This is a genomic window from Streptomyces sp. NPDC059373, assembly GCF_042751495.1.
GTDB lineage: Bacteria > Actinomycetota > Actinomycetes > Streptomycetales > Streptomycetaceae > Actinacidiphila.
In genome coordinates this window covers 235,807-260,738 of the sequence record NZ_JBHYXC010000003.1, presented here as the reverse complement: position 1 = coordinate 260,738, position 24,932 = coordinate 235,807, and the positions used below count along the sequence as shown (strand labels likewise).

Below are 24,932 nucleotides of genomic sequence, written 5' to 3'. Positions count from 1 at the left end.
GCGGCGGGTGGCGTCCAGCCGATCGGCCAGCGGGGATGGCCGGCCGGGCCTGGGCCGGGATAGGCAGCGGTAGCGCACGGGTCTGGACTTCTGGCGCCTGGTGGGCGCGGCCCTCACCAGGAGCGGGAACCGCAGGTGCGGAGAACGCCTTGCGTACGGAGGCGGGATCGAATTCCTCGTGGGGACACGGCCTGTCTCAGTACGCTGGGCGGGCGTTGAACGGGGCCGCGGGTGCCTCGGCGCGGGGATACCGGGGAGAGCATGTGGACGATCCTTTTGCCCCTCCGTCCCAGGACGGTTATCGACCGGCACCAACGTCGACGTGGTCGCCGCTCGACGAGTACCTGTGGCACTCGTGCGACGTCCTTGCCGATCTTGTCGAAGGTCGGCTGGGCCAGCGTCCGCTGGTCGCCACCATGGCCAGACTGGGGCCCGGCGATCGCGCACTGGCCGTGGGACCGGCCCAGCGCCTGACATGGCGGGCCGTGGGGAACGGCAGCTATACGCACACCAGCGTCGTCGCGTTCGGCAGCACCGGATTCGTGCTCGGCAGCATGGCCGCCTCCGCCGTCGGCAACTCGGCCCGACGCCGCACCGCCGCGCTCAACGCGCAGCCGCGATGGGTGCTGGACGGAACCGGTGAGGTCACCGTCACCGCGCGGAAGGTCTACTTCGGCCATCCCGTCTGCTCGCTCGACCTGGACTGGACGGGCTTGAACACGATCGACCTCGTCGCTCCGGACGTCTTCCAGACGACCTTCATCAACACCCACAGCGGGCGGCAGATGACCGTCCAGCTCAGCACCCCTTGGGCGTCGCTGATCTTCGTTCTGGCGGCTCTCGCCGCGTTTCCCGCCCACCCGCGCCTGCTGGGCCGAGGGTGGCTCCCAGCAGACTTCGAAAAGCGATCCGCGGACTTGGGCCGGCCGTGCCGCCCTGCGGCTCGCCTGGTGCTGGACCGCGGCAGCGTCTAGAACTCCACGGCCGAGCATTCCGAGCAGCGGGGCCAGGGTGGGGATGGTCATGCCACGGTCCCGAAGTCGTCACGGCCCAGGGACTTGGCCAGCGCGCGTTCGGTGATCGCCTGGGTCGCGCGGGCGGACGCGGCACCCAGGACGGCGGCGTCGGGTTCCTTGTACCAGGGCTTGAGGTCCAGCAGCGCGGGCCGGATCCCGGTGGCCAGCAGCAGGGCGGTGCCCTTGGGCAGGGCGCGGATTGCGTCGGCGGGCAGGATGCGCTCCTGCCGCATCGAGACGGACGTGGACTTGCCGGAGTCGCTGTGCGAGGTGGAGATGGTCTGTACGTCGTGATCGCCGACCAGGCGGGAGAGCTTGTCGGCGAAGTCGGCGTCGTCGATGCCGGAGCCGATCAGTTTGACGGTGGCGGCGGACCACAGGGCGTCCATGCCAGCCTCGCCCCACACGCGTACGCCCTGCCGGTAGGACTGCAGGATCGTGATGGGGATGACGCCCCGGGAACCGAGGTGGGAGTACAGGTCGGGCAGGTCCGAGATTTTGCAGACGTTCGCGGCCTCGTCGAGGATCGCCAGCAGCGGCGGGTCCAGGCGTCCGCCGTCGCGTTCGGCCTGGATGACCGCCGCGCGCATCACGGCGTCGGCAGCGGCAGCGATGATCGCTGAGGCAGAACCGCCGCCGTCCTTGGACAACAGGAACAGCGTGTCCCGGCTGGTCGCGAACGACTCCGGCCGGAATTCGGGAAGGTCCTTGGCGGGGGAGACCCAGGCGGCGATGGCGGGGTCGAGGAGGCAGGCGGCGTACTGGCGGGCGGTTTCGAAGATGCCGTCCCGCGTTTCGACCGCGCCGGCCACGGTCCCCTGGAGCTGGGCGGCGACCGCCTCCAGCCCGGTGTCGTTGAGGATGTCGATGGGGGTGCGGTCGGCCGGGGAGGCAAGCCACGCGAGCACGTCGGTGATCGGCCTGCGGTCGCGTGCTGCGGCCAGGAACAGCGCGGTCAAGGTGTTGGCGGCGGCGGTGGACCAGAAGTCGCCCTGGGAGGACTCGTCCACGGACGCGGACACGAAATGCCCGGCCAGCCGCCGGGCTCCGGCCAGATCGTGGGCGTCGGCGAGGATGTCCCACCACATGGCGCGCGGGGCGTGCGCGATCTGCTGCGGGTCCAGCGTCCACACCGTCCCCACGCCAGCACGGGCATTCAAGGTGGCGGTGTAGGCGTCGCGCGCCGCCTTGTTGGAGGTCAGCAGCACCGGGCCGGGAGCGCGTAGGATCGCCGGAATCGCCAGCCCGGAGGTTTTGCCGGAGCGCGGAGCCATGATCGCCAGGAGGACGTCCTCCCAGCTGGACCTGATCTCGGCGGTGCCGGGGTTGAGGGTGCCGAGCAGGACGCCACGGTCGTCCGGCGCGATCTGCTTGGCACTCGCCTTGGCCAGGCTCGGACGCAGATCCTTGGCCTTGGCGGCGATCTCCTTGGGCAGCAGCCCGGCCAGATCACGCTGCCCGGCCAGGCCCTTGGGGTTGCCGCGCAGGCGGAGCCAGAGCTTCACGCCGAGGACAGCGGCCACCAGGAGAACCACGGCGGGCAGGGCGTAGCAGCTGGTGATGACGGCAGGCCGGGGGAGATGGGGCCAGAGCTCGTCGGGGTGGAGCAGGGCGACGGTGGGCTGGTAGGCGGCCCACGGATCGATGCCCGCGAGGGTGTTGACGAGGTTGCCGAACAGCCAGGCCAGGGAACCGCCGATGATGCCGAGGCCGGCGACGGAGAGCAGAAGATAAAGGAAGGCGTCGGTTCCGGGGGTGGACGAGGACGCGGAAGTACGCGGGGACGGCACGAGGGGCTCCTGGAGCGGACCGGGGTGAGGGCGGCGAGACGGGCGGGGCTTCTTCTGGCGGTCATGGGTCGGGTGCTCCTCAGCGGGTCGGGGCGCGGTCCGGGGACGAGGCCGCAGGTGCGGCGGGTGCGGTGGTCGTGGCGGTGCCGGACACGTCGGGGGCGGTGGGCGAGACGGCGCGGGCGGCTTGGGCCCGGGGTGAGACCAGCGCGGTGGCCGGGAGTTCAGCGAGGTCATCCGAGGTGCTGCCGAGGGCTTCGGCTATGTCCCAGAGGTCCTCGGAGGCCTGGCCGAGGCGGTGCCACAGCTCGTAGGCAGGGCCGTCGTTGGTGCCGGGCGGCACGCGCTCTTGCACCCACCGGGAGACGGCACCGACGAGGTCGGTGACGCGGGCGAGGACGCCGGAAGTGGGATCGAAGATCTCCTGGGTGACGCGGGCCGCTTCCTTCGGGGTTTCCAGGGTGGGGATGAAGGTGGTGAGGTCGACCAGGATGGTGCTGGTATCGCGTGCCTGGTCCTGGGCGGATTCGATGGCGAGGCTGCTGGACATGGAGTTCTCCGATGTCATCGGCGGGAGGGAATGGACCATCCGGGATGGTGGGGCGAGGTCGGTCGGCGTGGCCGGATCGGCGGAGGAAGCGGCCGGGTACGGGCTATTCGGCGATTCGGGCGAGGGCGCGCAGGTCGGCGGGCAGGGTGCCGTAGTCCTTGAGCAGGCCGTCGAGGTGGTAAGTGCCGCTGATGAGGTCCCTGGCCAGCGCGTCGCCTTCGGCGCTTTGCTGCTGGCGGCACCAGGAGGCCAGGACGGTGAGGAACTCGCGAAGGTAGACGAGCGCTCCGTGCTCGGGGTGCAGGACCTGATTGGCGATCTCGGCGAGACCAGTCGGGCCGGTGCAGTCGTAGAGCCGGGCGATCAGGGCGTTGACCGCCTGGTCGGCGGCGCGGGTCACGTCTTTGTCCGGTGCGGGGGTGTGGACGTTGGCCAGGTAGGCCCAGATGCCGGGGTCGCTCTGGACGCGGTAGCCGGCGATGCACAGCATCCGTATCGCCTGATCGACCTTGGATTCGGCGGTGTCGGTGGCGGGGAGCCGGTGGCAGGTCAGGGTGGCCGGGTCGGTGTCGGCGGTGAACCCGGCGTGGGTGAGGAGGAGCGCGGCGAATTGGTCGGCGCCGGTGGCGATGATGCCGGAGGCGCCGGTGCGGCGGATGACGATGCTCATGGGTGATCGGTCTTTCGTGACGGAGGCAGAGCTGGTGGGGGTAAGCGCGTGGACGGCGCTGGGTGTTCAGTCCAGGGCGAGGCCGCGGATGCGCTGGTCGAGGGGGACGTCGGGGCTGGCCAGGGCGGCGAGCTGCACACCGAGGTCCAGCAGGCGCTCCTCCAGCGGTTCGCCTTCGGGTATGGCCAGCGCGGCGCAGGCCATACCCAGGCCGTTGATGAGGGTGTGGAGTTCGCCGATGATTCCGTCGCCGTAGGGGTGGAAGATCATTTCGGTGAGATCGGCGACCTCTTCGGGGAGGTCGCGGAAGTACAACTGCCGGGTGAGCTCGTCCAGCGCGTCGGTCAGCGCACCGAAGGGCGGGAAGAGCAGGGGCTGGACCTGCAGCGGGGCCTCCTGCCGGAGGATGAGGAGTACCGGGAACCCGCCGGCCCGCAGCAGCTGCGCGGCGTAGCAGGCCATGTCGGTCAGGTCGTATGCGCCGTCGCTGGACAGGCGGAGTGTGACGGTGTGCTTCTCGGTCGGGTCGGTGCGGAAGCCCAGGTGGGCGAGGATCGCGGTGACGGTGTCGTTGCCGCCGGTGGCGATGATGTCGCCGTTGGGACGGCCGCCGATGATGACGTTGTCGGGGAGCACGGGGATACCTCCGGAAGTGGGGTGAGCGGTCAGCGGGTTCGGCGGGCGGGCTGGGGACCGGGCTGCCTAGCCGCATCGGCGGCGGTGGCCCGGCGGGTGTCGGTGGGCGTTGCGGTGGTGCGGGCGGTCGCGTAGTAGGCGGCGACCTGGGCCTGCCAACTCGGCTGAGACGAAGCCGGGGTGGGATCCAGGGCATGGAAGTCGAGGGCGGCCCCGTCGAGGTCGTGGCCGATCTGGGTGAGGAGTTCGGAGGCGGCGGTGAACCGGTCGCTCAGCTCGAAGTTCCTGCCGCTGTCGAAATCGGAATCGAAGTCGGTGCACTTCTCGGCGGCGGCCTCGATGGCTTCCTGGAGGCGGATCAGGACGCCGTCGGTGGGATTGAGGAGCTGGCCGAGGACTTCGGCGGTCTGCCCGGCGGTGGTGGCGGCGTTGATCTGGTCGGTGAGGTCGAGCACTGCGCGTCCGACGACGTACCGTCCGTGCGGGTCGGTGGGAGTGGTGGTGGCGGCTGGGCCGGGGTCGAGTGCGGGGTCGAGGTCGACGCGATAGCGGGCGGCGTGCAGCATGGCCGCCGCGTAGAGGGCCACCTCCGCCTGTTCCTCGGCGGGAGTGGACAGTGGCAGCCGGTGGCGCAGGCCGTGCCAGTCGTTGACCTCGGTGAAGCCGGCCCGGCGCAGCAGGGTGGCGGCCAGGGCGTCGGCGCCCTTGGCGCTGACCCGGCCGCTGGGCTCGATGGCGATACTGATCAGGGGCTCAGGCACGAGGCGCCTCTTTCCTACGGGGGCGGCACCGGCGGGGAGCCGGGAACGGGCGGGCCGGACACGGTGCCCCGGGCGAGCAGCCCGGGGGCGCGGGTGTCCGTGCGCAAGAGGATCCGGGCGATCGGGCGTTTGGCCCGGCCGGGATCGCGTGATAGACGCGCGCCCGGCGGCCGGTTGGTGCTACGCGTACGGGTTTTCCGTAGGCCGGTCCGCATCGGTGGCGGCCTGGAGCAGTTCCTGCAGGTCGGCGGGCTCGCAGTCCCGCTGGTCCAGCCACCACCCGGCCCGGGTGACGGTGCGGGCCGCGTCCTCGATCTGCTCCCACTCGCTCTCGCTGCTGGTGCCCTCCAGGACAAGGGCGGTGTAGGCGGCGCTGACGAGCTGGTGGCGGCAGCGCGCGGCCCAGGCCACCGCGCCAGGGGTGCCGTCCAGCTCAGGCATGCGGTACTGCTCCGCCCAGGCGCTGGCCTCGGCCTGCTCGGCGGCGCGCTTGGTCTCCAGCCAGAGGGCCTTGTCCTCGGCGTCCTCGTCCCTTGAGGCCTGCCAGCAATCCGAGCAGTCGCGCTCGGCCAGCCAGCGGACGTAGCCGGCCCGCCGGTCGGCGGGCCGGGCGGACAGGTCAGCGGTGCTGGTGTGACCGCAGGTGGTGTGCTTGATGGTCCACGTCGTTTTGACGGCCATGGGGGGAACTCCTTGTGCGGGGTGGTGAATTGAGGGGTGGGGTCAGCGCGTGCGCGTGGGCCGGGGCAGCGGGGGTGTGGGCCGGGGTTCGGGGCTCGCACCGGTCGGGATGGGGATCGGCAGGTGAGACGAGGTGGCAACGGCAGCCTGGGCGCGGGTGCCGTAGGAGGCCGGGCGGTTCTCGTGCGTGCGGGCGGGGGTGGCCGACAGCGGCGGCGCGTCGGCCGGGATCACGCCCGCGATGTCCTGCAGGTCGGCCTCGACGTCGGCGATCCGGTCGCTGAGGAAGCCGACATGGCTGGCGATGGTGCGCAGCCGGGTGCCCAGTTCGCGTCCCTCGATGGTGTCCAGGCGCTCGCACCAGGTGGCGGCGGTATCGACGAGGTGTTCCAGCTCGCTCATGGCGCCGAAGCGCTCGTCGAGGAGTTCCCGCAGGACCTCGGCGGCCTCCGCCGAGCGGGTCACCGTGTGGAGCTCACAGGCCAGGGCGGTCAGTGACTGCGCGGGGACCGCCTCCCGTACGGGTGCACCGGGGGACTGCGGGATCGGCGGGGCCAGCATGATGCGCGGGTCGGCCATCACCAGCAGGCCGGACTGCTGCAGGAGACGGGTCGCGCCGGCCACCACCTGCAAGACCCGGTTGTACGGGGCGTCGTGCGGCAGTGCGTACAGGGCGAAATCGGGGCGGTGGCGGAAGTAGTGCTGCCGCAGAACCTGCTCGGCGTACGGATGGTCCGTGGCGAGGGCGGCGACGACACCGAGGTCGGGGTGGATACCGAAGGCGACATCGGGCACGAAGATCAACGGAAGCGCTCCTTATATATATAGGAGCCGTTACCGGCTGCGGGTCGGCGGGGCGGTGGGAACCTGGGCGGCGGGGTCCGGCGCGGGAGCGTTGGTCGCGGTAGGCGTGCCGGTGCCGGTGCCGGTGCCGGAGCGGGTGGGGGAGGTGGCGGTGGCGGCGCGGGCGCGCGCCGGGGTGTCGGACAACCCCGTGCCCGCCGGGTGCGTTCGCGGGAGGGCGTCCAAGTCGAGGAAGTCGCCGCCGGTGAAGCCGAGGTACTCGCTCAGGTCGTTGATCTGAGCGGCGAGGTGCCGACAGCTGCGGGCGGCGTCAGCGCCTACGTAGCCGAGGTTTCGCTCACTCCAGGCGGCGGAGGCTTCCAGCAGCTTGTGGAGTTCGGGGATGACTCCGGTCCGGTCGTCCAGGAGGTCGTCGAAGACGTCGGCGACGTCGGACGGCCGCTCGGCTTGCAGGACGCGTGCGGTCAGGTCGGCGACGCTGGGCGGGGGTGGGGCGTCGAGGAGTTGGGGGTCGGCGGCGACGATGTAACCGATGGCTTGCAGGTCGCGGACGAGCCGCGCCGTCAAGCGCTTGTCCTGGAGACGGTTCGCCTCCGCCTGCAGGGCGAAGATGCCCAGGGCATTGATGTAGTGGAAGCCCGCAGTGCGCAGGGCTGCTTCGGCGTTGGGCAGTTCGTCGGCGACGGCTGCGACGATGCCGAGTTCGGGGTGGATGCTGAAGGCGACCTCGGGGCCGTTTGGCATGGCGGTGGGATTCCTGACGGTCGGTAGAACTGGAGCGACGGTTCAGCGGGAGCGCCGGGTGGCCGGCTGCTGCTGACCGAGGGCAGCCGGAGCGATGAGAGCGCGCCGCGCCGGGGCGTCCGCTGCCGGGCTCGGCGCTCGGCGGACGGCGGAGCGGGCAGGGGAGACGGCGGTGGCGGCCCGGACCCGCTGCTCGGCGGGAGGTGGCGGTGCGGGGCGGCCGTTGCCGCGCACGTACGCGAAGGCGTCGAGCGCCTTATCGGTGTCGGCAAGGCGGGTCTCGAGGTAGCGCAGGTGGCCTTCGCCGTGCAGCAGGACACCTTCGCCGGTGTCGGTGTAAGTGCCGACCGCGCGCAGCGTGCCCTCCGGGTCGCGCAACTGCTCGTGGAGCACCAGGCGGCCGGAGGCGATGTCCGCGGTCAGCGCGCGAGCGTGCGCGAACAGCCCCGCCTGGACCTCGGCGCGGTCGGGGGCGGCTCCCTGGGACAGCGGCCGGGCCGGTGCCGGGTCGGACGCAAGGGTGGTGTCGGGTTCGAAGACGGCGTCGGCGGCCACTTGGTAGCGCACGATGCGCAGGCTCTGCACCGCCTGCCGGGCGCGGCGGATCCCGTCACGCTCGGGCTCGGCGAGCGCGTACAGCTGCCGTCGGCCGGGGATGGGATGGAAGCCCACCCGGCGCAGGACATGGTCGATGACAGGAGTGTTGTGTCGGTTGGCGGCCACGATCCCCAGCTCGGGGTGGCGGCCGATGACGATGTGCGGATCGGTGTCCATCGAGGGCTCCTTCGGGTCGGGCCGGTCAGCGGCGGCGCTGGGCGGGACCGGCATCCGTGACCGCGCTGGTGGCAGGCGTGGCCGGGACGGGAGGCGTCGATGCGGCGCGCTGCCGTCCGGGCGAGGGCGAAGTAGCGGCGCGGGCGCGGGCGGCGGTGACGCGCGGGCCGGCGGCAGCCGGGTCGGGGTGCTGCTGCTGGGCGCCGGGGAGGGATTCCAGCGCGTCGGCGGCGATGCTGAGTTCGACATGGGCGGCCAGGAGCGCCCTGCTGGCCTCGCGCAGTGCGCTGGCCGCTGTGGCGGCGCGGGGGCTGTGCAGGCCCTCGACACACGGAACGGCCTTGTCCACCAGCTCCCGTACCGGCAGGAGCGCTCCGTTGCGGGTGTCGGTCAGGACCCGCAGGAGTGAGCTGACCTCGGCGGCTTCGTCGAGTCGGCCGACCTGCTCGCCGAGTTCTCGAAGGGCTCGGCTGATCGTCTCGGGGAGGGTGGCCGGGGGCTGGTCGTCTGCGGGTTGCGGGAGCAGCCGCAGCGAGGGGTCGATGACCACGGGGTAGCGGGCGGCGGTGAGCATGTCGTAGGCGTGGGTGGCCCGGCTGTTCTCGCGGTCGGTCCCGATGTCGTAGTGGAGACGGTGCCAGAACCGGTGGATCGAGGACTCCGGGATGAATCCGGCTCGCCGCAGCAGGGTGACGGCGAAGGCATCGCCGCCCTCGGCGGTGACGCCGCTGGTGGACCGGCGGGCGATGCGGATGGTCGGGCTGGGCTCGGGCATCAGGGGTCTTTCGATCGGGCGGCGGACGCCGGGGAGACCGGCCACAGGCGCTCGGCGGAACGGGGTGGGGTCGAGGATCCGGGCGAAGTGGCGTTTGGCGAGGCCGGGAAATTGAGGTAGAAGCCCTCAGCGCGTACGCGGGCCGGGGCAAGCGCTGCGCGGCGGGAGGCTCGGCGGTGGCTCGCGGAGGTCTGCCGGGCGGGCCCCGGATGCGGGGGTGGTGGATCGGGCTCGCGCGGCCTCGGCGCGGACAGAGGCACGCGCCGGGTCGCTCTGCTGCGGCGTGGCTGCGGCCTGGGCGATTTCCAGCAGCACGGGACCGTGGGCGATGAACTCGCTGGCGTAGCACCAGCCTTCGGCGTCCCGCTCGGCTACTGCGTCGGCGTGTGCCTTCAGGCCGCGGGCGTTGTCGCGGGGCTGCCGACCGGGCTTGGGGCGGGTGAGTTCCCACTCGGCGCGGACGCGGAGTCCGCCTTCCAGGGCTTTCTGCAGTGCGCCCAGCCGCCACCGCCATCGATCTGCGAGATCGGGTTCCACGCCGAGACCGCGTACGGTGGCGCGGGCGTCGGCCAGCGCAGCGGGACCGTGGAAAAGGAACGTCTCCAGGTGATGCCAGGCGGGGGCGTCGCGTTGCTGGGACTTGCGCTCGCCGTAGGCGTGTTCGTCCAGCGGCTGGCCGTCGTTGTCGCAGAGGCTGTTGGAGACCGCGTCCCAGCCGGCCTCGGCCTGCTCGGCGCCCTCGATCGCGCAGGCCAGCGCCGGCAGCTGGATCCGGACAACGGCTTCCTGCCAGCGGGGCAGGAACCGGCGGGTGATGACGGCTGCGGCCCGGACCGCGTCGGCCGGCACCGTGACGGCCAGCGGGGCGTGCACGTCGCCGAGCGCTTCGTGAGCGAGGCCGGGCGGGGCCAGCGCGCCGACGATGAACTCGCCGTCACGTAGAGGATGGGCAATGAGCAGCAGCCGCTCGCCGGCGGGGCCAGCCAGGACGCCGGCCCGGACGGGCCGGTACTCGCAGATGGCCCAGTCCAGGAGCTGGCTGTCCCAGATGTCGCGGTACGGGTCGTGATCGAGTGGATCGGGGTCATGGGAGCGGGCGCTCCAGGTACCGGGCAGGCGGGCCGCGACCTGGCTGGCGAAACGGTTCAGGTTCGGACGGACGTAGGGGCGGGGCATGCGGAGACTTCCGTTCTGGTGGCGTCACAGACCCGGCTCAGGCGGACAACGCCGTCGTAGTGATCAGCGGGGGCGGGGGCGCGGTGCGCTGTCCGGTGTCGGCCGGGCGGGTGGCTGCGGCACTGGGGCCGAGGCGTCACGAGAGGCTCCCGGAGCGGACCGGGCCCGCGCGGCTTCAACGCGAGCGGTGTGCTTGGGCGCGGCGACTTCGGGGATGACGGCGATACGCTGGGAGATGTCCAGCGTCACTGCACCTTCGTGCGGTGCACAGGAATTGAGAAACCTTCAGTTGGAGTGAACCCACGAGGGCTCGTCGTTCATCCGGGCATCGGTGTCGAACAGCTCGCGCTCTCGCGGGTGGAGCAGATGTTGAGTAATGAACGACCTGCCTGCGACCTTCCACAGGCCGCGGCCCTTGGTCAGCGCCGAGACGGCCTGGGTCTCTACGCCGGTCAGGCCGAGCAGGGCGGCGGCGGAGGCGAGCTGGTCGGCTTCCTGGCGGTAGATGATCCGGGTGGAGCAGTCGGTCAGCAGGCCCTCGGCCAGCGCCCGTCCTCGCGATCCCGCATCGCCTGCGGTCAGCAGGTCGCTGAGCCGGTGGATCACCATCAGGTTGGCGATCCCCAGGCCGCGCGAGAGCTTCCACTGGGACTGCATCCGCTCCAGCAGGGCGACGTGCCGCATGACCCGCCACGCCTCGTCGTAGATCACCCATCGCCTGCCGCCGGTCGGGTCGGCGAGCGCGGACTCCATCCATGCGCTGGCGCAGGTCATGGCCAGCACCAAGCCGGTGTCGTCGCCGGCACCGCCGAGGCGGGACAAGTCGATGGACAGCATCGGTGCGCTGGGGTCGAATGCCACCGTGGAGGGGGCGTCGAACATCCCGGCCAAGTCGCCGTGGACCAGACGCCGCAGGGCGTGGGCGAGGTCTTCGGCGGCCTGGCCGAGCCGCCCGGACAGCTCGCCTATCGCCGTATCCAGCCGGGCCGGTGAGCCCAGTACCTGGGCGACATCGCCCAGCAACGGTGTGGTGCCGGTGGCTTCGGTAGCGTCGACGACCTGGTCGAGGGCGACGTCGAGAGCGGTGTGTTCCATGGGGTGCAGGTCGCGGCGCAGGACGGTGCGGGCGAGCGAGCCGAGGAGCAGCAGGCGCCGCTTGCGGACCTCGGCGGTCCAGTCCTGCTCGCTGATCCCGGATGGCCGGGCGGGCGCGTCCAGTGGGTTCAGCCGCCCGGGCAGGCCCGGGCCGAGGGCGATGGTGTCGCCACCCAGGGACCGGGAGACGACGGTCCACTCGCCCTTGGGGTCACAGGGGACATAGATGCGGTAGCCGAAGGCGATGGCCCTCACAGCGAGGGACTTGGCGAGCGCGGACTTGCCCATGCCGATGATCCCCGCGAGCAGGATGTTCGGATTGGTGAAGCCATCCAGGCGCCCGTAGAGGGCGAACGGGTCGTAGGTGAAGGCGGCTTCGGCGTGGACGTCGCGGCCGATGTACATGCCCTCGCCGCCGAGCCCGCCCTCGGCCAGGAACGGATACGCCCCGCTCGCGGTGGCGGTCGTCATCCGGTGCGCCGGGAGCTTGAGCGTGCCGCCCCGGGCCGAAGCCGGCCCCGGCCGGCCCCCAGCGGGGTAGATGGCTCGCAGCTCGGGGTCGCTGCCGGTGGAGGTGGGCCGGGTTTCGGGTCGGGCGGCGTGGCGGGCGGTGCGACGGGCGGCGGTGAACTCCTCCCGCGCCGCCCGCGCGGCGGCACGGGACGTCTTGCGCGGGGTGAACAGGGGGCTGGCGCTAGCACGGTTGCGGATCGGCATGACGGTGGTGCTCCCGGGCGTGGTCAGTGGCGGATGAGGCCGGTGAATGGGTCGTGGAGGTCGGCCGGGGTGGTGGTGCGGCGGACCCGGACGGAGGCAACGAGGTGGCGCTGGCACACCGACAGCTCCGGCGCACCCTCCGGCAGTCCGGCCCGGCACGCCTCCCGGGCGGGCACGCGCCCGTCGGAGTGGGGGGCTGCGTGGTAGGCGGCGTGCAGGTGTTCGGCGGCCTGCCACAACCGGGTCCGTACCGCGCGCAGGTGGTCGCCTTCGGCCTGGTCGACCACGGTGGTGCGGGTGGTGTGGGTGTCGAGCAGGCCGTGCAGGGAGATCAGGTGGGCGTGCAGGGAGTCCAGTTCGGTGCGGCTGGCCGCGACCGTTCCGGCGGGGATGTTGATCGTGCGGTGGAAGTCGATGGCGGCGGTGGCGAACGGCACGAAGTCCGGCGCGAGGTCGGGCATCGACGGCTGCGGGGTCGGCATGGCGGTGCCCTTCGGCAGGTGCGGGTGAGGGAGGAGCAGGGGGCGGTGTTACGGACGGGCGAGAGGAAGGGCACCGCCGGTGAAGGCTTCGGCCTGCTGCCAGGTCAGCCGACGCAGATCGACCAGCGCCGCGACGGCGGCGGTTTCGACGGCCGCGCAGGCGGCGTTGAGCTGCTGGTCGGAGTCGGCGGAGACGGTGAGCAGGCCGGTCAGGGCGACATCGGCGTGGCCGGCGATCAGCTGCCGCTCACGGGCCTTGATGTCGGCGTACTCCACCGAGTCCTCTTCGGAGTCGACCTGGCCCTTGCGCTGCCGCTCGGAGGCGTCCGCGATGACGGTGGCCTTCTTGCGCTGCACGTCCTTCAGTGCGGCATCGAGTCCCTTGGGCGCGTAAGTGAGTGAGAGGGTGCGGCGGACACCGGAGGTGAACAGCAGCTGGTGCAGGAACCCGGGGCTGGTTTCGATGCGGGGCCAGTTCTCGATCCAGAAGGTGGCGTGGTGCGCGGTGTCGGTGGTGATCCGGTCTGCCTGCTCCACCAGCACCACCGGACCGGCGGCAGCCGGGTCGGCCTCGGGACGTCCGGAGGCGGACCAGCGGTCCAGCGCAGCTGATGCCTTGGGGTCATACGCGGTGCGGACGACGGAGGCGATCTCGGTGCCGGTGAGCCAGCCGGCGGGAGTAAGACCGGCGGTGCGGGCGGACTGGTCGAACGTCGAGGCAAGCTGGGCCAGGACCGCGAAGGCACCGGTCAGCCCGCCGCCGGCCTGGTTGATCAGCCGGCGGGCGGCCTTGAGGTCCAGGGCGAGGGCGACGTACGCCTCGTGCGGTGCGGCGGCAGGTCCTGCGGCGGCGAGCAGGTCGGCATAGACGGGACCAGCCAGGTGTGCGTCGGGGTGGCCGTGTTCGTCCCAGTAGCGGTTGAGCGCGTCGCCGGAGTCCGGCACGGTGCGCTCCAGGACCTGGACCCGCGCTATGTGGCCGGTGCGGGCGAGGGCGGCAAGGGTGCGTCCCCAGCCGGAGACGTTGGCGTTCTGGGTGGCCGGGTCCAGCAGGGCGAACGCCCGGCTGCTGATCCTGACGACCGCGGTCAGCGTGCCGTGGTGCGGGTCGTGCACGGCACCGAAGGCTCGGTCGGGGGAGGCGGTCACACGTAGTGAGGCGGCGGTGCCGGGCAGGTGCAGCAGGCCCTCGCGGCGCGGCCGGGTGGATGGGCGGGCGAGCCACAGCAACTGGCCCCGGGCCCGCCGCAGGCTGTAGCGGACCACGATGGGCGTCCAGTCGGCCAGCGACCGGCCCCGCTGCCGGGCGAAGACCGCCACCAGCAGGACCGCCCACAGCGGTATCAGCCGCAGTGCCCCGGTGACCCCGGTGGTGAGCAGCACCGCGAGCAGCAGCAGTCCGCTCGCGGCGGCCACGACGAGCTGGGCGGCGCTCAGGCCGAGCAGCACGCCGCGCCGGGAGCGGTGCGGGAACTTGACGGTGGCCGGCATGTCGGGCCGTGTGGTGTCGGAGAGCATGGCAAAGCCGTCCTTGATGCGAAGAGAAAGAGGAGGAGAGGGGTGAAGGGGGGCGGGCCGCGCTGCGGGGCTACGGCCCGCCCCGGTTTCACGCGGGGGCTATGAGCCCGATCCGCCCGGCGGGGGATCGGGGTAGACCCACCGCTGCGGTGTGTCCGAGCCCTGCGGGGACGGACCGGTCACCGGAGGCCGCGCAGACCGCGCCGCCATCGGCTGCTCAGAGCCAGCGGATGCGCCCTGCGGCTGCGGGCTGGGAGACGACATGGAAGCCTCGCTCCCTTGGCCGTGGCCCGGTGCGGAGACCCCCGCGGACTGCCCGGAGCGCCGGATGAGGGGCTGGCCCTGGTCGCCGTCGGTCGGAGGCCGCTTGATGAGCGCACCGCCCTTGTCACCGGGCGCGCCAGGGTCTTCGCCGTACCGGAAAGTGGTCTGCTTCGGCGAACTGCCGCTGCTGCCACCGGTGGGGTCGATGCCGGACGCAACACCGTCCGTCCCCATGCCGGGCACCTGCGCCGGACCCTGCGGGGCCGGGGCGCCGGTGCTGGCCCGCATGGCGAGGCTGCCCGCGGTCTTGGCCGCCCCTGCGGCGGTGGCCAGGCCGACGGCCCCGGAGCGGTGCAGGTCCTCACCATTGCCGCCATCAGCGGCCCAGTGGATGAACTTGTACGTCGCGTACGGGCAGAGCAAGACGAGGGCGAGGACGACGATGCCTGCCATCGCGTCCGACAGGGCGGACATCCCGTCGTTCGAGTCGGCCTTGCCCATCGCCGAGACGCCGGTCAGGAACACGATCGTCATCAACAGTTTGCTGACGACGAGGGTGGCGGTGGCCTCGATCCAGCCGCGCCGCCAGCGCTTGGCCACGTCCCAGCCGCCGCCTGCTCCGGCGAACACCGCCAGAGTGACGAGCACCAGGATGCCGACCTTGCGGAAGACCATCACGCCCCAGTACATGAACGCCCCGACGGCGGCGCCGAGGGCGACCATCGACTCGACCAGCCACCCGAGTTCCTGCATCCGCCCGTACTGGGTGACCAGCAGGGTTCGGCGTACGGCGTCGGAGACGCTGCTGTGGGCGACGGTGAACAGGCCATCCGACAGGGCATCGACGACGGTCAGGGCGACGGTGGTGAAGGCGATCGCGGTGAACGCGAAGAAGACGCCGGCGACCGTGCCCTTCACCGCGTCGAACAGCGACTCGCTGTCGCGGCGCCAGGCCGCCCGGATCAGGGCCAGGCAGAACGTGCCGACGGTCAGGACCAGCCCGATCGGCAGCAGCAGCTCGTAGTTGTCGCGGAACCAGGACGCGTTCAAGTCCACGGCGGTGGTGGCGTTGACGGCCTCTGCGGCGAGGTCAGCGGCTGAAGCGGCGAGTTCGCCGGTGGACTTGGCGATCCAGGCGCCGATGCTGTCGGTGACGGCGGTGCCGACCCCGCTGGTGATGCTGTTGCAGACGCTGGACATCAGCGGCAGGTCACAGACACTCACAACGAATACCTCCTTTCATGGGCGTTCGAGGTCACGGGCTGACGCTCGGGGCGATGCCGGACAGCGCGCAGCGCTGCTCGGGGCGGCACTGGACGGCGAGGGTGACCGAGCGGGACTCGGCCCCGGAGCCGCCGTCGTCCCAGGCGATGGACTGCCTGCCGGTGACGGTGACCGCGTAGACGTACGCGGTCGTGATCGCGCCCGGGTCGGCGTTGAGCGCGGTGGTGAACGCCGAGGGGATGTGGCCCTCGCTGACCTTCGCCGTGGCGTACTGGCCGTTGCCGTGGAGCTGCTTCCACAGCCGCCGGTCGGGCAGTTGGGCGGTCACGGAGGACCAGTCGGCGTACTTCTTCTCAGTCGTCATCCACGCCTTCAGCCCGGCCAGCTGCTCCGGCTGCGACAGCGTGCGGGTGTCGTAGGTCCACAGGGCCTTCGCGGCGGCTTTGCCGAAGAGCACCGGGTCGGTGGTTTTCGGCGGCCGAGCCAGCGAACCCCGGCCTGTCACTGCCGAGGCCGACGGGGTCGGGCTCGCGGTGGCAGGTGCCGTGGCCGTGGCCGATGGGGACGCGGTGGCGCGGCTGGTGGGATGCCCTGCGGTACGGCGGTCGCCGGTGAGGTAGGGGAGCAGCCCGGTCAGTGCGGTCAGCAGGGCGAAGACGGCGACAGCGATCAGGACGCGGCGGTGCGTCGTGAGGTCACTTGTACGGGCGTGGGTGGGTGAACGTTTCGGCATCAGTGGACCTGCGTGCCCAGCGCCGAGAAGAAGGCCACGATTCCGTTGGCCGCGCCGAGCAGCAGCGCGCAGCCGGCGGAGACGGTGGCGCCCTTCTTGCCGTTGGCCTCGGCCTGATGGGAGCCCGAGTGGTGACCCCAGGCCCACACCACGGCGGAGACGGCGAGGGCTCCGACGACGGCGATGATGCCGAACAGGTTGATCGAAGAGACGACTTCCTTCAGGACCGAAAGCCCGGGCAGGCCGCCCTCTTTGGGCGAGACACCCGGGTCATAGGCCAGATAACGGGCATGGTCGGCGAGATTCATGGGAACTCCAGTTCGATAAAGGGCACGTAGAAGCGGCCCGGTGAGGAGAGCGGGTGGAGGGGAGAGGAGACGACGGCCTCAGAGCCGGATCAATGCCGCCCCGGCCGGACGTGATCGACGGTCAGTCGAGGGTGAAGCAGCCGCCGGCGGCGAGGTACTTCTTCGCGACGTAGCCGCGGGTGCCGTCCTTCAGGCCGGTCTTGGACTTGCCGTCCAGCTCGACCTTCCACCACGTCGCCGTGGTGGCCTTGATCTTCCACACGTAGTCGTTCTTGTAGAGGTGGCCCTTGGACGCGTACGAGGTCGACGGGCCCGTCCGCAGGTTCACCGCGTTGGCGGTGACGACGTAGGACGACGTGCAGGTGTACGCCTGCGCCGTCGGCGCCAGGAGCAGGGAACCGCCCAGCGCGAGGGCGGCGGAGGTGGTCAGGGTGGTCAGGGTCGCTATGCGCTTCACAGCAGGGTCCTTCGTACGGGGGAGTGACGGCTCGAAGTGAGCCGGAGACAATGGAGATGAGCGAGAGCGGGCGCTCAGGTGACAATGCGGCGGACGGCCAGCACCTCGCCCTTCCAGGCGGCCAGGGTGGCGATCCGGACCACGTCACCGGTGTGCGGCGCGTTGATGATCAACCCCGAGCCGATGTACATCCCGACGTGATCCGGCGCCGCAGCGGTGCCCTCGGTGAACAGCAGATCGCCCGGCTCGACCGCGCTCAACGAAACGGCCTTGCCCTCCTTGACCTGCGTCTTGGTAGTGCGCGTGAGCGTCACGCCGGCGGCGGCGTACGAGCGCTGCATCAGCGACGAGCAGTCGCAGCGGCCCATCGGGTCCGACCCGTGCGGATCCGTGCACGACCCGCCCCACTGGTAGTCGGTACCGAGCTGGCCCAGCGCCCACCGGATCGCGGTACGCACCGTCGCCGGTGCGTCGCTTGGGATCTCGTAGCCGTCGGGCACCAGGCCAGCCGGAATCGTTCCGAAGCCCGACCCGTCCTCCCCACCGTCCGTGCAGGAGAAGGCGGAGGTGGCGCTGGCGCCCGTGGAACCGCTCTCGCTGGCACCGGCGCCGACGTCCAGGACGCTCGCGATGGCCGTTTGCAGGGCAGTGGCCAGCGGCTCCCACTTGGCGTAGAGGCTTCCGTCTGCCGAGCGCTGGACTGCCTGCGCGGCCTGGGCCACGGTCAGCTGCTGCCAACCGTCCACCGCCATCAGATGCGTGTAGAACTGGGTCGACGCGTAGACGGGATCCAGGATCTGGGCAGCGGTGCCCCAGCCCTGCGACGGACGCTGCTGGAACAGCCCCAAGGAATCCCGGTCCCCGTACGACAGGTTCCGCAGCCCGGACTCCTGCAGCGCAGTCGCCAGGGCTACCACCCGGCCCTTAGCCGGCACATTGAGCGCGATCCCGGTGGCGACGATGGTCTTCGCGTTCGGGATCTGCTCGGCCGGGTCGTCCAGGCCCGCGACCGAGACCGCATCACCCGTACCGCCGCTCAGGATCGACTCCACCTGTCGGGCGACCGCCGCGCTGTCCACAGCCTGTGTACCGCTGGACGTACAGGCCGCCGCATCCGTGGCCGCCACGACGACCAGCGGGGCAGCGAGCAGCAACGGACCTGTGGCGAGCAGGCCCACCATGGCTCCGGCCTTCTTCACGGCCGCCGCCGACCAGAGCAATCAGGCTCCGGCCGAATGCCAGAACTTCGCGGGGATAGGAGTATCTGGGCATGCTGCATTCGCAGCTCCTTACTCGTGGTGGGCGCGGTGCCGGTCTCTCGTGGAAAAGGCCACCGGCACCGCGCAGGTAATGAACTCGAACTCCCCAGCCAAGGGGTGAAATTCGGCACACCCGGAGCTGCTAACTCCCCGATGCCGGTGGTGTCAGGAACGCGCGGCAGCAAGCCGCGCTCGTAATCTCAGACGCCACATCCGAAAACCCCTTCGGCAGACAGCAGGACCGTGCGACCGCACAGTTCGGCGCTGCCACTTTGGACGGGACAGCACAGAAAAGCACAGGTCAGCAGGAACGGAACCGGGGTCCGTCCTGCGAACACGGCCAGACAGTAGACGCGATTTCCGGCCGCACCAAACGACCCCTCGATCCGGCCCGATTCACCGCTGACACGGCGGATACCAGCTCATTGGGTGCGGCCGGAAAAAGCCGCTAACCTCCCGCTCATCGCTCCCCCCGAATGGCCAACACCCTGCGTCACTCGGCGGCGGGACGTCCTGTGCCGCGCAATCCCCGCAGGAGAACCGCGCGTTACCTCATCCCCGGAAAGTGAGAACCCCGAATGCCCTACACCCTCCACCGAGGCGACGCGCTCACCGTGCTCGCCGGCCTCGGCGACAACAGCGTCGATGCCGTCATCACCGACCCGCCCTACAACAGCGGCGGACGCACCAGCTCCGAACGCACCAGCCGCACCGCCCGCGCGAAGTACACCTCCGCCGACGCCGAGCACCGCCTGCCGAACTTCCCCGGCGAGAACCGCGACCAGCGCTCGTACGGCTTCTGGCTGAGCCTCCTGCTCACCGAGGCCTACCGCGCCACCGTGGAGTCCGGCGCCGCGCTGGTCTTCACCGACTGGCGGCAGCTCCCCACGACCACGGACGCGCTGCAGGCGGCCGGATGGACGTGGCGCGGCATCGCCTCCTGGCACAAGCCCGTTTCCCGCCCCCAGAAGGGCCGACTGAAGCAGTCATGCGAGTACATCGTCTGGGGCACCAAGGGATCGGTCGACGCCGACCGCAACCCCGTCTACCTCCCCGGCCTCTACACCGCCAGCCAGCCCCGCAAGGACCGCGTCCACATCACCCAGAAGCCCGTCGAGGTCATGCAGGAACTGGTCAAGATCTGCCCTCCCGGAGGCACGATCCTGGACCCCTTCACCGGATCCGGCTCAACAGGCGTCGCCGCACTGCTTGAGGGAAGGCAGTTCGTCGGAATAGAGCTCGATCCCCAGTACGCCGCGATAGCGGAACAGCGCCTGCACAACGCCCTCACCCAGGATGACTTCGAGCTCGCAGGACCCGAAGAATGAGACCAGAGCACCCCAGACAACCACCGCTGAACGCAAAAAGGGTGTTCGGGTCATCGGCATGCCGATGACCCGAACACCCTGAAGTCCTGGGATCAGCTTCCCTCGACGCTGCGCCGAACCAGGTCGCCAGCCCTTGCCAGATCCTCCTGGGATCGGATCCGTAGCTCTAGGGGGCCGGTGCCCAGACACCCAATCCCCCGAACGTCGCGGGTGAAGCCCTCGCACAGCTCCACCGTGTCTGGATCGATGGTGAGCCGGACCACGAGCGTGTGGCTGCGGGGCTGGAAGCGGACCGTAGCGACATTCTTGATCTTGCGGTAGGCGATGTAGTGGAGCTGGAACTCCTTCTGGACATCGCCATGGCCGATCAGCATCGCATCAAGGTCGGCATACAGATCCCGCAGGGACTCGGGTGCACCCTCGAAGATCTGCCGTACGGACTTGACCGCCGAACCGCCACCCGCAGACGCGACCGACGGGGCACCAATGGCACCGACCAGGTTCCGAGGTGATGTCGAGGAGCCGGCCATGGAGGCCACGAGCTGGAGCGCCAGGAGCCCGTCTCCGAAGTCGCGGTAGCTCACCAAGTCGATGCGGCGTCCGATCTCCTCCAAGGAGTTCACGTCGTGCACGGTGAAATCTCCCGCGATGCACACCAGACGGGGACTGCTCCAGTCGACCGAACTGGCTGCCTCGCCGCCCAGTCGCTGCTTCACCAGGCTCGCGAACTCGTGTCGGTGATCTCGCAACCACGCCAGGTACGACAGGGCCTGCGTGATCACCGCCTTGCCATTCGAACGTTTGTACTCAATGATGACCGGGTTGCTGTTCTCGTCGAGACCGAGTGAATCGATCCTCCCGCGATGACGAGGGCCGGTGGCGTACTCCGAGGCCAGGAACCGGATGCCGAGCATCGCCTCCATGTTCGCCTCGATCAGGGTCTGCAGATGACGCTCCAGCGCCACCGCCGATCCGGCGACCTCGACTGCCCTGCCATCCACGACGCGGAACAGCTTCAGATCGTTCACCGGCTTCTCCCGTTCACCCCAACATCTTCTACGGAACAATCGCCCCGAGGCAGGCAGTATTCCGGGCTCGGGCGTCCGTGGCGTATTGCAGATCACTGCCGCCCGGTGGATGTCCATGGTGGACGCTGTCGGCCGACCGCTGAGGTGAAGCTCCGGCCTGGTAGATGCGAGTGACGGTTTAATCGTGAACGCTATTCGTCGGTGAAGAGGTCGGCAATGCGCGCTGCCGTTGACGCGCATATCTTTCGCACTGGACCAGCTGTAAGGTTGCTGTAATTTCCTGGAGTCCCATCGAGAGCAAAAACGCCAATTAAGCGATGGGTCTCTGAATGCACCATCGGAAACGCCCCGATTATTCCGTACCGCCCGCGAACCTGCTCAAACTCGGGCCAGCTCATTCCCATAGTGAAATCTTGAGCTAGGGTGTCCCAAATCTGCTCAGTCCAAATGCTTTGATGAGAGTGGTTGGTGTCGAAATTGTATTCGTGGTATCTGCGGACGCGCCAGCATTCGCCAATAACACCTTTTCCTTCACTCCAACTGATCTCGCTTGGTGGTTGCGTTTCATTGAATCGAAGGCGGGCGAGTCGAACGAGACGGTCGTTTCGCTTGTACCATTTTCGCTCGATGGTAAATGCTTGCAACCCAATCTCGTTAGCGCGCAAGGCTGTGACTTCTTCAATCTGGGCCAAGGCGGATCCGAGAGCCGCAATTACTTTACTTTGTCTTACTCTGGCTCGTGCGTCTTTCCGCTCTTTCCGAGACGTTCTGATTGGTTCGTAAATAGCCATTGCCGCGATAATCAGCACTGCAGTCACGAGAGTTACTCGATTTTTGTGACTCGGAGCCCGCAAACTATTGGTTGCCACTACGGCCGCAGCAGCTGCCTGGATAATAGCGCGCACGATTGAAACGGCGGTATTCATCCTCATGCCGTTCAGTCGTGAGTGGCGGATGAGTCTTCGAGGGATTCGTCCTCCGAGAATAGAGTGTTTCGCAGCCTCTTGAGATAGATCTGATGCCGAGCTTCCACGTTGCGACGTGTGGCACCTTCGCGTGTGAAGGCGGAAATATAGTTGAAGAGGTCGACTCTGGCTGGATCGGGCGCGCCTTGATCATCTTGTGCAAGAAGCTCATCCAGTGACCCTGATGCTTGTACCCTCTCGGATTCAAGAACCAGATGACTCTCTAGAATATCCCTTTCTAGCCCCTTAAGATCGTATTCATTGAGTAGAATCCGCAGTGCCAGGTAGAGGTCCACAAAGGCCCAGCGGGTCTTTAGCTTCCCCGGGCCGGTGCGTGCGACTCGGGCCATAAAATCCAGGGTCGCAGTGCACTTAGTGGCAACAGGTCCGTTCGGGGAGAAGTCTTGATCCTTATACATATCGTACAGATCTTTTGCTTTGAGATCTGTTGGGCCGTCAGACAGCTCCAGGCGCAACGCGATGGCGCCTAGTTCCTGCCAAGAAAACCGCTTGTTTGGATTCCCATTCAATACGGGGAACAATGGGTGTTCTTCCGCTAGGGAATTTACGAAATCCCGTACGGGGCCGCCCATGGCATTGCGCTTCTCGGCTGCGTTTAGTGATTCTCCTTCCTGGAGTCGAAGAAATAGTTCGCGCACGGAGATATCGGATGTATCGCGCAGTTCGGAGATGCTAACCTTGAAAAGTCCGATACTATCCTGCTCGTCCTCCGAAAGTTCCGAGTAGAGTTTTCCCACTAGGTCTCCGGGGAGATCGCTCGAATCCTCTCCGATTGGATATTCATTGTCGAGGAATGACCACAGCGCGCGCAATCGCTGTTGGCCATCGATTACCTCGTGTGAGTACGGGTCTCGGGATACCTTCCGAAGGTAAATCTTCGGCATGTCATAGCCGCGTAGTAGGGAGTCAATGAGCAGTTGTTGTTTCTTCGGACTCCATACCGGACCGCGCTGATACGGCGGTCGTGGATCGATCCTGCGCCGCCGTTGATGTACCGTGTAAACGGTCCATGTCTCATTGATGGCTTCCATGCAATCTCCTAACATTAATACCGGTGACCTCTTAAATGAGTTTCGTCTTTAGGGTGGTGTTTTGTGAATGATTCGGCGAATTCACGCACGTGGCCGCGTGCTGCATGACCACAGTGTCGGAGCCGAAAGATGAACGACCGCACAGGTGACAAGGATCTAGCGTGACCGTTCACTGCAGCCCACTTGAGGTACGGGTTGGCTCAGTCAGCGTCCATCGGGAGAAGGGCAGTCAACGACTCCATCGGGACAGGGTACTTGGTCTTCATCAGGTCGGAGTAGGAACGAAGTGCCCTGGTGATCTGTACCTTTGTGCGCGGGGCGAGGTGGACGAGAAGCAGATCGTAGAGCAGCTGGGTGTGGTCCTTGCCGCTGGCCATCTTGCCCTGCTGCTTCCCCTCAGGAGTCTCGATCCACATGGACGAGAAGGGTGCTGCTGACATCTTCCAGTCGAGGCCTGACAAGCGCTTCACCAACTCGTCCCACTCCAGCGCTTGCTGCTCCAGGATGTGCCGTACGGCCCGAGCAACCTGCACTTGCACCGCCGGCCGCATGAACGGGTGCCCTGCACCATCGCGACCCTTCGGAGCGCGCACATCCTTGGGGGCCTGGGCAGCGAGGTAGCGCTGGCGCAGGTTCCCGCAGGAGTCAAGGAGATCCTGGATACGTACCGCGAGGAGGTCGTAGCTCTGGTCGAGGAGATCGTCCGTAGCCCGTTGCGTCGACTGCTCCACGGTGCACGGGAGGTCGAAGCCGATTTCCTTGACGACGTCGTAGAGCACACCGATCGTGCTCCAGGCAGGGCTGGTGGCGGTGATCGAGCGCTGGGCGAGGACCAGTTCGCCGTCCTGGCCGACTTTGCTGAACACGAGGACGACCTTGTCCCGGCTCAGGAAGGGGTGATCATCGAGCAGGCGGCGGGTGAGAATAGCGAAGCTGTCGTCCTCGTCGAGCGCGATGTTTTCCTGCGCGTTGGTGCTCTTCGCATTGCGGTTGATATTGGTGAACAACCGCCTGGTGCGGCGACGTCCGTCCGGGGTGTCGAAGTGGGGTACGACGATGACGTTGATGTCTTCGCCACCCAAGTCGGGGTCACGCTTGATCGCATCCTTGATCGCTTTGAGACGGTGCTGACCGTCGAGGGCGAAGAACTGTTGCGTTCCATCGAAGGTGAGGACGCCGAAGTTACGGTCGAGGCCGGCAAGTACTGCCTGGTTCGCATCGTCCGTGTCCATCGTTACTTCAAGGTAGTTGGGATCCCCACCCCACACCGCGATGATGATGGCCCCGAGAAAGCGGTTCTCGTTGCTGAGTAGGTAGTCGGTGATCTGTGCCGTGCGGGTTCCGACGCCTCGCTGGATCATGGTGCCGAGGTCCTGGTTGCCCCCAAGCTCATGCGCGAAGTTGATCTCTCGCGCCACCTGCGCGTAGCTCATGAGGCAGGAGTAGTAGGTCCAGTTGCCCACCTGGGCCTTGAAGGCGGGGACGAAGGTCTTGGATGCCATGTCTTCCTCGGTGTCGGGATGCTGAAGTCAGCTATCGCGCAGAGCAGGTTGGGGGATGCTGCTGAGCCGGCCACGCAGCTTCGGCCGGTTCTGGTTGTTGAGCGGTGGGTTGTACAAGTTGATCAGCCGGGCCTCTAGGTTCTTGATCTTGGCTCGGTCGTCGACTGTGGCGAACCAGAACTCCAGCGGGCGAAGGGCAAGGTAGTGCGTGAGCCGGCCGGCCCGCGTGGTCGGAGGCTCCTCGGTCCAGAGGTTCTCGGGGTTGCCTCGAAGGTGCTTTTTGTAGTCCTTGTACCTATTTCGGAGCGTGTTGCCGCGTTGGCCTGATCCGCCTGCCTGGCCTATGTAGAGAACCTGGTGGAAGCTGCTCCATGAGTCGTCAGCCATCGCGAGCCTGATCGATGGGCGCCAGACGAACATGTAGAGCCCGGCCTCGTCGGGTAGCGCGCTGCCGAGACTTTCGACTGCGAGGACTTGTTCCCAGAGAGAGGCATGCTCCTCCAGGTCGTCCTGCAGGACTCTGTGGGCTGGGACATCGAGCATGGGTGCGATGCCGAGTCGGATGTCCAGTGATGGGCCGGCTTCAGTGCGGTGGCGGATGACGGAGCGCTCATGGGTGTCTG

26 protein-coding genes are annotated in these 24,932 nt (G+C 68.6%); 2 read left to right on the top strand and 24 right to left on the bottom strand.

All coding sequences use genetic code 11. The annotated features are described in order from the left end of the window. Positions 1–416 precede the first annotated feature (416 nt). Positions 417–974 (top strand): hypothetical protein, encoded by a 558-nt coding sequence (locus ACFXJ5_RS08980; RefSeq protein WP_384628926.1) that lies wholly within the window; start codon positions 417–419, stop codon positions 972–974. A gap of 47 nt (positions 975–1,021) precedes the next feature. Here the strand turns inward: ACFXJ5_RS08980 and ACFXJ5_RS08975 are convergent, their stop codons facing one another. The 19 genes from ACFXJ5_RS08975 to ACFXJ5_RS08885 form a co-directional block, all read right to left on the bottom strand. Continuing rightward, positions 1,022–2,806: a type IV secretory system conjugative DNA transfer family protein gene (locus tag ACFXJ5_RS08975; RefSeq protein ID WP_384628924.1), complete on the bottom strand. Its 1,785-nt coding sequence runs from the start codon at positions 2,804–2,806 to the stop codon at positions 1,022–1,024. Between the two features lie 79 nt (positions 2,807–2,885). Next, on the bottom strand, positions 2,886–3,374 hold the full coding sequence (locus ACFXJ5_RS08970) for a hypothetical protein (protein WP_384628921.1): 489 nt from the start codon (positions 3,372–3,374) through the stop codon (positions 2,886–2,888). Between the two features lie 85 nt (positions 3,375–3,459). Beyond that, positions 3,460–4,026, bottom strand: coding sequence for a hypothetical protein (locus ACFXJ5_RS08965; protein WP_384628919.1), 567 nt, complete (start codon positions 4,024–4,026; stop codon positions 3,460–3,462). A 66-nt stretch (positions 4,027–4,092) separates the two neighbouring features. Next, on the bottom strand, positions 4,093–4,662 hold the full coding sequence (locus tag ACFXJ5_RS08960) for a hypothetical protein (protein ID WP_384628916.1): 570 nt from the start codon (positions 4,660–4,662) through the stop codon (positions 4,093–4,095). A gap of 29 nt (positions 4,663–4,691) precedes the next feature. Continuing rightward, entirely contained in the window at positions 4,692–5,423 is a 732-nt protein-coding gene (locus tag ACFXJ5_RS08955) for a hypothetical protein (protein ID WP_384628914.1), read from the bottom strand. Positions 5,424–5,603: 180 nt separating this feature from the next. Further along, positions 5,604–6,104, bottom strand: a complete 501-nt coding sequence (locus ACFXJ5_RS08950) for a hypothetical protein (protein ID WP_384628911.1) — start codon at positions 6,102–6,104, stop codon at positions 5,604–5,606. A gap of 42 nt (positions 6,105–6,146) precedes the next feature. After that, positions 6,147–6,908 carry a hypothetical protein gene (locus ACFXJ5_RS08945; RefSeq protein WP_384628908.1) on the bottom strand — a complete coding sequence of 254 codons (762 nt, stop codon included), beginning with the start codon at positions 6,906–6,908 and terminating at the stop codon, positions 6,147–6,149. A gap of 30 nt (positions 6,909–6,938) precedes the next feature. Further along, positions 6,939–7,652, bottom strand: coding sequence for a hypothetical protein (locus ACFXJ5_RS08940; RefSeq protein WP_384628906.1), 714 nt, complete (start codon positions 7,650–7,652; stop codon positions 6,939–6,941). A gap of 42 nt (positions 7,653–7,694) precedes the next feature. Continuing rightward, entirely contained in the window at positions 7,695–8,426 is a 732-nt protein-coding gene (locus tag ACFXJ5_RS08935) for a hypothetical protein (protein ID WP_384628904.1), read from the bottom strand. A gap of 25 nt (positions 8,427–8,451) precedes the next feature. Further along, positions 8,452–9,201 (bottom strand): hypothetical protein, encoded by a 750-nt coding sequence (locus tag ACFXJ5_RS08930; protein WP_384628902.1) that lies wholly within the window; start codon positions 9,199–9,201, stop codon positions 8,452–8,454. A 126-nt stretch (positions 9,202–9,327) separates the two neighbouring features. Continuing rightward, positions 9,328–10,377 (bottom strand): hypothetical protein, encoded by a 1,050-nt coding sequence (locus ACFXJ5_RS08925; protein WP_384628899.1) that lies wholly within the window; start codon positions 10,375–10,377, stop codon positions 9,328–9,330. Between the two features lie 285 nt (positions 10,378–10,662). Beyond that, positions 10,663–12,189, bottom strand: a complete 1,527-nt coding sequence (locus ACFXJ5_RS08920; protein WP_384628896.1) for an ATP-binding protein — start codon at positions 12,187–12,189, stop codon at positions 10,663–10,665. Between the two features lie 23 nt (positions 12,190–12,212). Continuing rightward, positions 12,213–12,671, bottom strand: a complete 459-nt coding sequence (locus tag ACFXJ5_RS08915) for a DUF6238 family protein (RefSeq protein ID WP_384628893.1) — start codon at positions 12,669–12,671, stop codon at positions 12,213–12,215. A gap of 48 nt (positions 12,672–12,719) precedes the next feature. Beyond that, entirely contained in the window at positions 12,720–14,189 is a 1,470-nt protein-coding gene (locus tag ACFXJ5_RS08910; protein ID WP_384628890.1) for an SCO6880 family protein, read from the bottom strand. Between the two features lie 99 nt (positions 14,190–14,288). Continuing rightward, complete coding sequence (locus ACFXJ5_RS08905) at positions 14,289–15,677, bottom strand: SCO6881 family protein (protein WP_384628888.1); 1,389 nt, start codon at positions 15,675–15,677, stop codon at positions 14,289–14,291. A gap of 31 nt (positions 15,678–15,708) precedes the next feature. After that, entirely contained in the window at positions 15,709–16,410 is a 702-nt protein-coding gene (locus ACFXJ5_RS08900; protein WP_384628885.1) for a hypothetical protein, read from the bottom strand. After that, positions 16,410–16,718, bottom strand: a complete 309-nt coding sequence (locus ACFXJ5_RS08895; RefSeq protein WP_384628882.1) for a DUF6112 family protein — start codon at positions 16,716–16,718, stop codon at positions 16,410–16,412. Before ACFXJ5_RS08895 ends, ACFXJ5_RS08900 begins: the two co-directional genes overlap by 1 nt. Positions 16,719–16,839: 121 nt before the next feature. Beyond that, positions 16,840–17,175, bottom strand: a complete 336-nt coding sequence (locus ACFXJ5_RS08890) for an SH3 domain-containing protein (RefSeq protein ID WP_384628879.1) — start codon at positions 17,173–17,175, stop codon at positions 16,840–16,842. A gap of 74 nt (positions 17,176–17,249) precedes the next feature. Next, a complete protein-coding gene (locus tag ACFXJ5_RS08885) occupies positions 17,250–18,374 on the bottom strand; it encodes a C40 family peptidase (protein WP_459253983.1) in 1,125 nt (374 codons plus the stop codon). A gap of 638 nt (positions 18,375–19,012) precedes the next feature. On the opposite strand from ACFXJ5_RS08885, the gene ACFXJ5_RS08880 reads away from it, so the two are divergent. After that, the gene (locus ACFXJ5_RS08880) at positions 19,013–19,762 is read left to right on the top strand and encodes a DNA-methyltransferase (protein WP_384628877.1); all 750 of its coding nucleotides are present in this window, start codon (positions 19,013–19,015) and stop codon (positions 19,760–19,762) included. Positions 19,763–19,854: 92 nt separating this feature from the next. Here the strand turns inward: ACFXJ5_RS08880 and ACFXJ5_RS08875 are convergent, their stop codons facing one another. The 5 genes from ACFXJ5_RS08875 to ACFXJ5_RS08855 form a co-directional block, all read right to left on the bottom strand. Continuing rightward, on the bottom strand, positions 19,855–20,790 hold the full coding sequence (locus tag ACFXJ5_RS08875; RefSeq protein ID WP_384628874.1) for a DUF5655 domain-containing protein: 936 nt from the start codon (positions 20,788–20,790) through the stop codon (positions 19,855–19,857). 191 nt (positions 20,791–20,981) lie between these two features. Beyond that, positions 20,982–21,608, bottom strand: a complete 627-nt coding sequence (locus tag ACFXJ5_RS08870; RefSeq protein ID WP_384628871.1) for a hypothetical protein — start codon at positions 21,606–21,608, stop codon at positions 20,982–20,984. 119 nt (positions 21,609–21,727) lie between these two features. Beyond that, complete coding sequence (locus tag ACFXJ5_RS08865) at positions 21,728–22,807, bottom strand: DUF262 domain-containing protein (RefSeq protein ID WP_384628868.1); 1,080 nt, start codon at positions 22,805–22,807, stop codon at positions 21,728–21,730. A 200-nt stretch (positions 22,808–23,007) separates the two neighbouring features. Next, on the bottom strand, positions 23,008–24,309 hold the full coding sequence (locus ACFXJ5_RS08860) for a DNA sulfur modification protein DndB (RefSeq protein ID WP_384628865.1): 1,302 nt from the start codon (positions 24,307–24,309) through the stop codon (positions 23,008–23,010). A 27-nt stretch (positions 24,310–24,336) separates the two neighbouring features. Beyond that, a complete protein-coding gene (locus tag ACFXJ5_RS08855; RefSeq protein WP_384628862.1) occupies positions 24,337–24,852 on the bottom strand; it encodes a hypothetical protein in 516 nt (171 codons plus the stop codon). Positions 24,853–24,932: the final 80 nt, after the last annotated feature.

Coding starts and splice junctions, on each gene's coding strand:
- ACFXJ5_RS08980 (WP_384628926.1), top strand. CDS start 417: ATGGCCAGACTGGGGCCCGGCGATCGCGCACTGGCCGTGGGACCGGCC.
- ACFXJ5_RS08970 (WP_384628921.1), bottom strand. CDS start 3,374: ATGACATCGGAGAACTCCATGTCCAGCAGCCTCGCCATCGAATCCGCC.
- ACFXJ5_RS08965 (WP_384628919.1), bottom strand. CDS start 4,026: ATGAGCATCGTCATCCGCCGCACCGGCGCCTCCGGCATCATCGCCACC.
- ACFXJ5_RS08950 (WP_384628911.1), bottom strand. CDS start 6,104: ATGGCCGTCAAAACGACGTGGACCATCAAGCACACCACCTGCGGTCAC.
- ACFXJ5_RS08940 (WP_384628906.1), bottom strand. CDS start 7,652: ATGCCAAACGGCCCCGAGGTCGCCTTCAGCATCCACCCCGAACTCGGC.
- ACFXJ5_RS08935 (WP_384628904.1), bottom strand. CDS start 8,426: ATGGACACCGATCCGCACATCGTCATCGGCCGCCACCCCGAGCTGGGG.
- ACFXJ5_RS08930 (WP_384628902.1), bottom strand. CDS start 9,201: ATGCCCGAGCCCAGCCCGACCATCCGCATCGCCCGCCGGTCCACCAGC.
- ACFXJ5_RS08925 (WP_384628899.1), bottom strand. CDS start 10,377: ATGCCCCGCCCCTACGTCCGTCCGAACCTGAACCGTTTCGCCAGCCAG.
- ACFXJ5_RS08920 (WP_384628896.1), bottom strand. CDS start 12,189: ATGCCGATCCGCAACCGTGCTAGCGCCAGCCCCCTGTTCACCCCGCGC.
- ACFXJ5_RS08915 (WP_384628893.1), bottom strand. CDS start 12,671: ATGCCGACCCCGCAGCCGTCGATGCCCGACCTCGCGCCGGACTTCGTG.
- ACFXJ5_RS08910 (WP_384628890.1), bottom strand. CDS start 14,189: ATGCTCTCCGACACCACACGGCCCGACATGCCGGCCACCGTCAAGTTC.
- ACFXJ5_RS08900 (WP_384628885.1), bottom strand. CDS start 16,410: ATGCCGAAACGTTCACCCACCCACGCCCGTACAAGTGACCTCACGACG.
- ACFXJ5_RS08895 (WP_384628882.1), bottom strand. CDS start 16,718: ATGAATCTCGCCGACCATGCCCGTTATCTGGCCTATGACCCGGGTGTC.
- ACFXJ5_RS08880 (WP_384628877.1), top strand. CDS start 19,013: ATGCCCTACACCCTCCACCGAGGCGACGCGCTCACCGTGCTCGCCGGC.
- ACFXJ5_RS08865 (WP_384628868.1), bottom strand. CDS start 22,807: ATGGAAGCCATCAATGAGACATGGACCGTTTACACGGTACATCAACGG.
- ACFXJ5_RS08860 (WP_384628865.1), bottom strand. CDS start 24,309: ATGGCATCCAAGACCTTCGTCCCCGCCTTCAAGGCCCAGGTGGGCAAC.
- ACFXJ5_RS08855 (WP_384628862.1), bottom strand. CDS start 24,852: ATGCTCGATGTCCCAGCCCACAGAGTCCTGCAGGACGACCTGGAGGAG.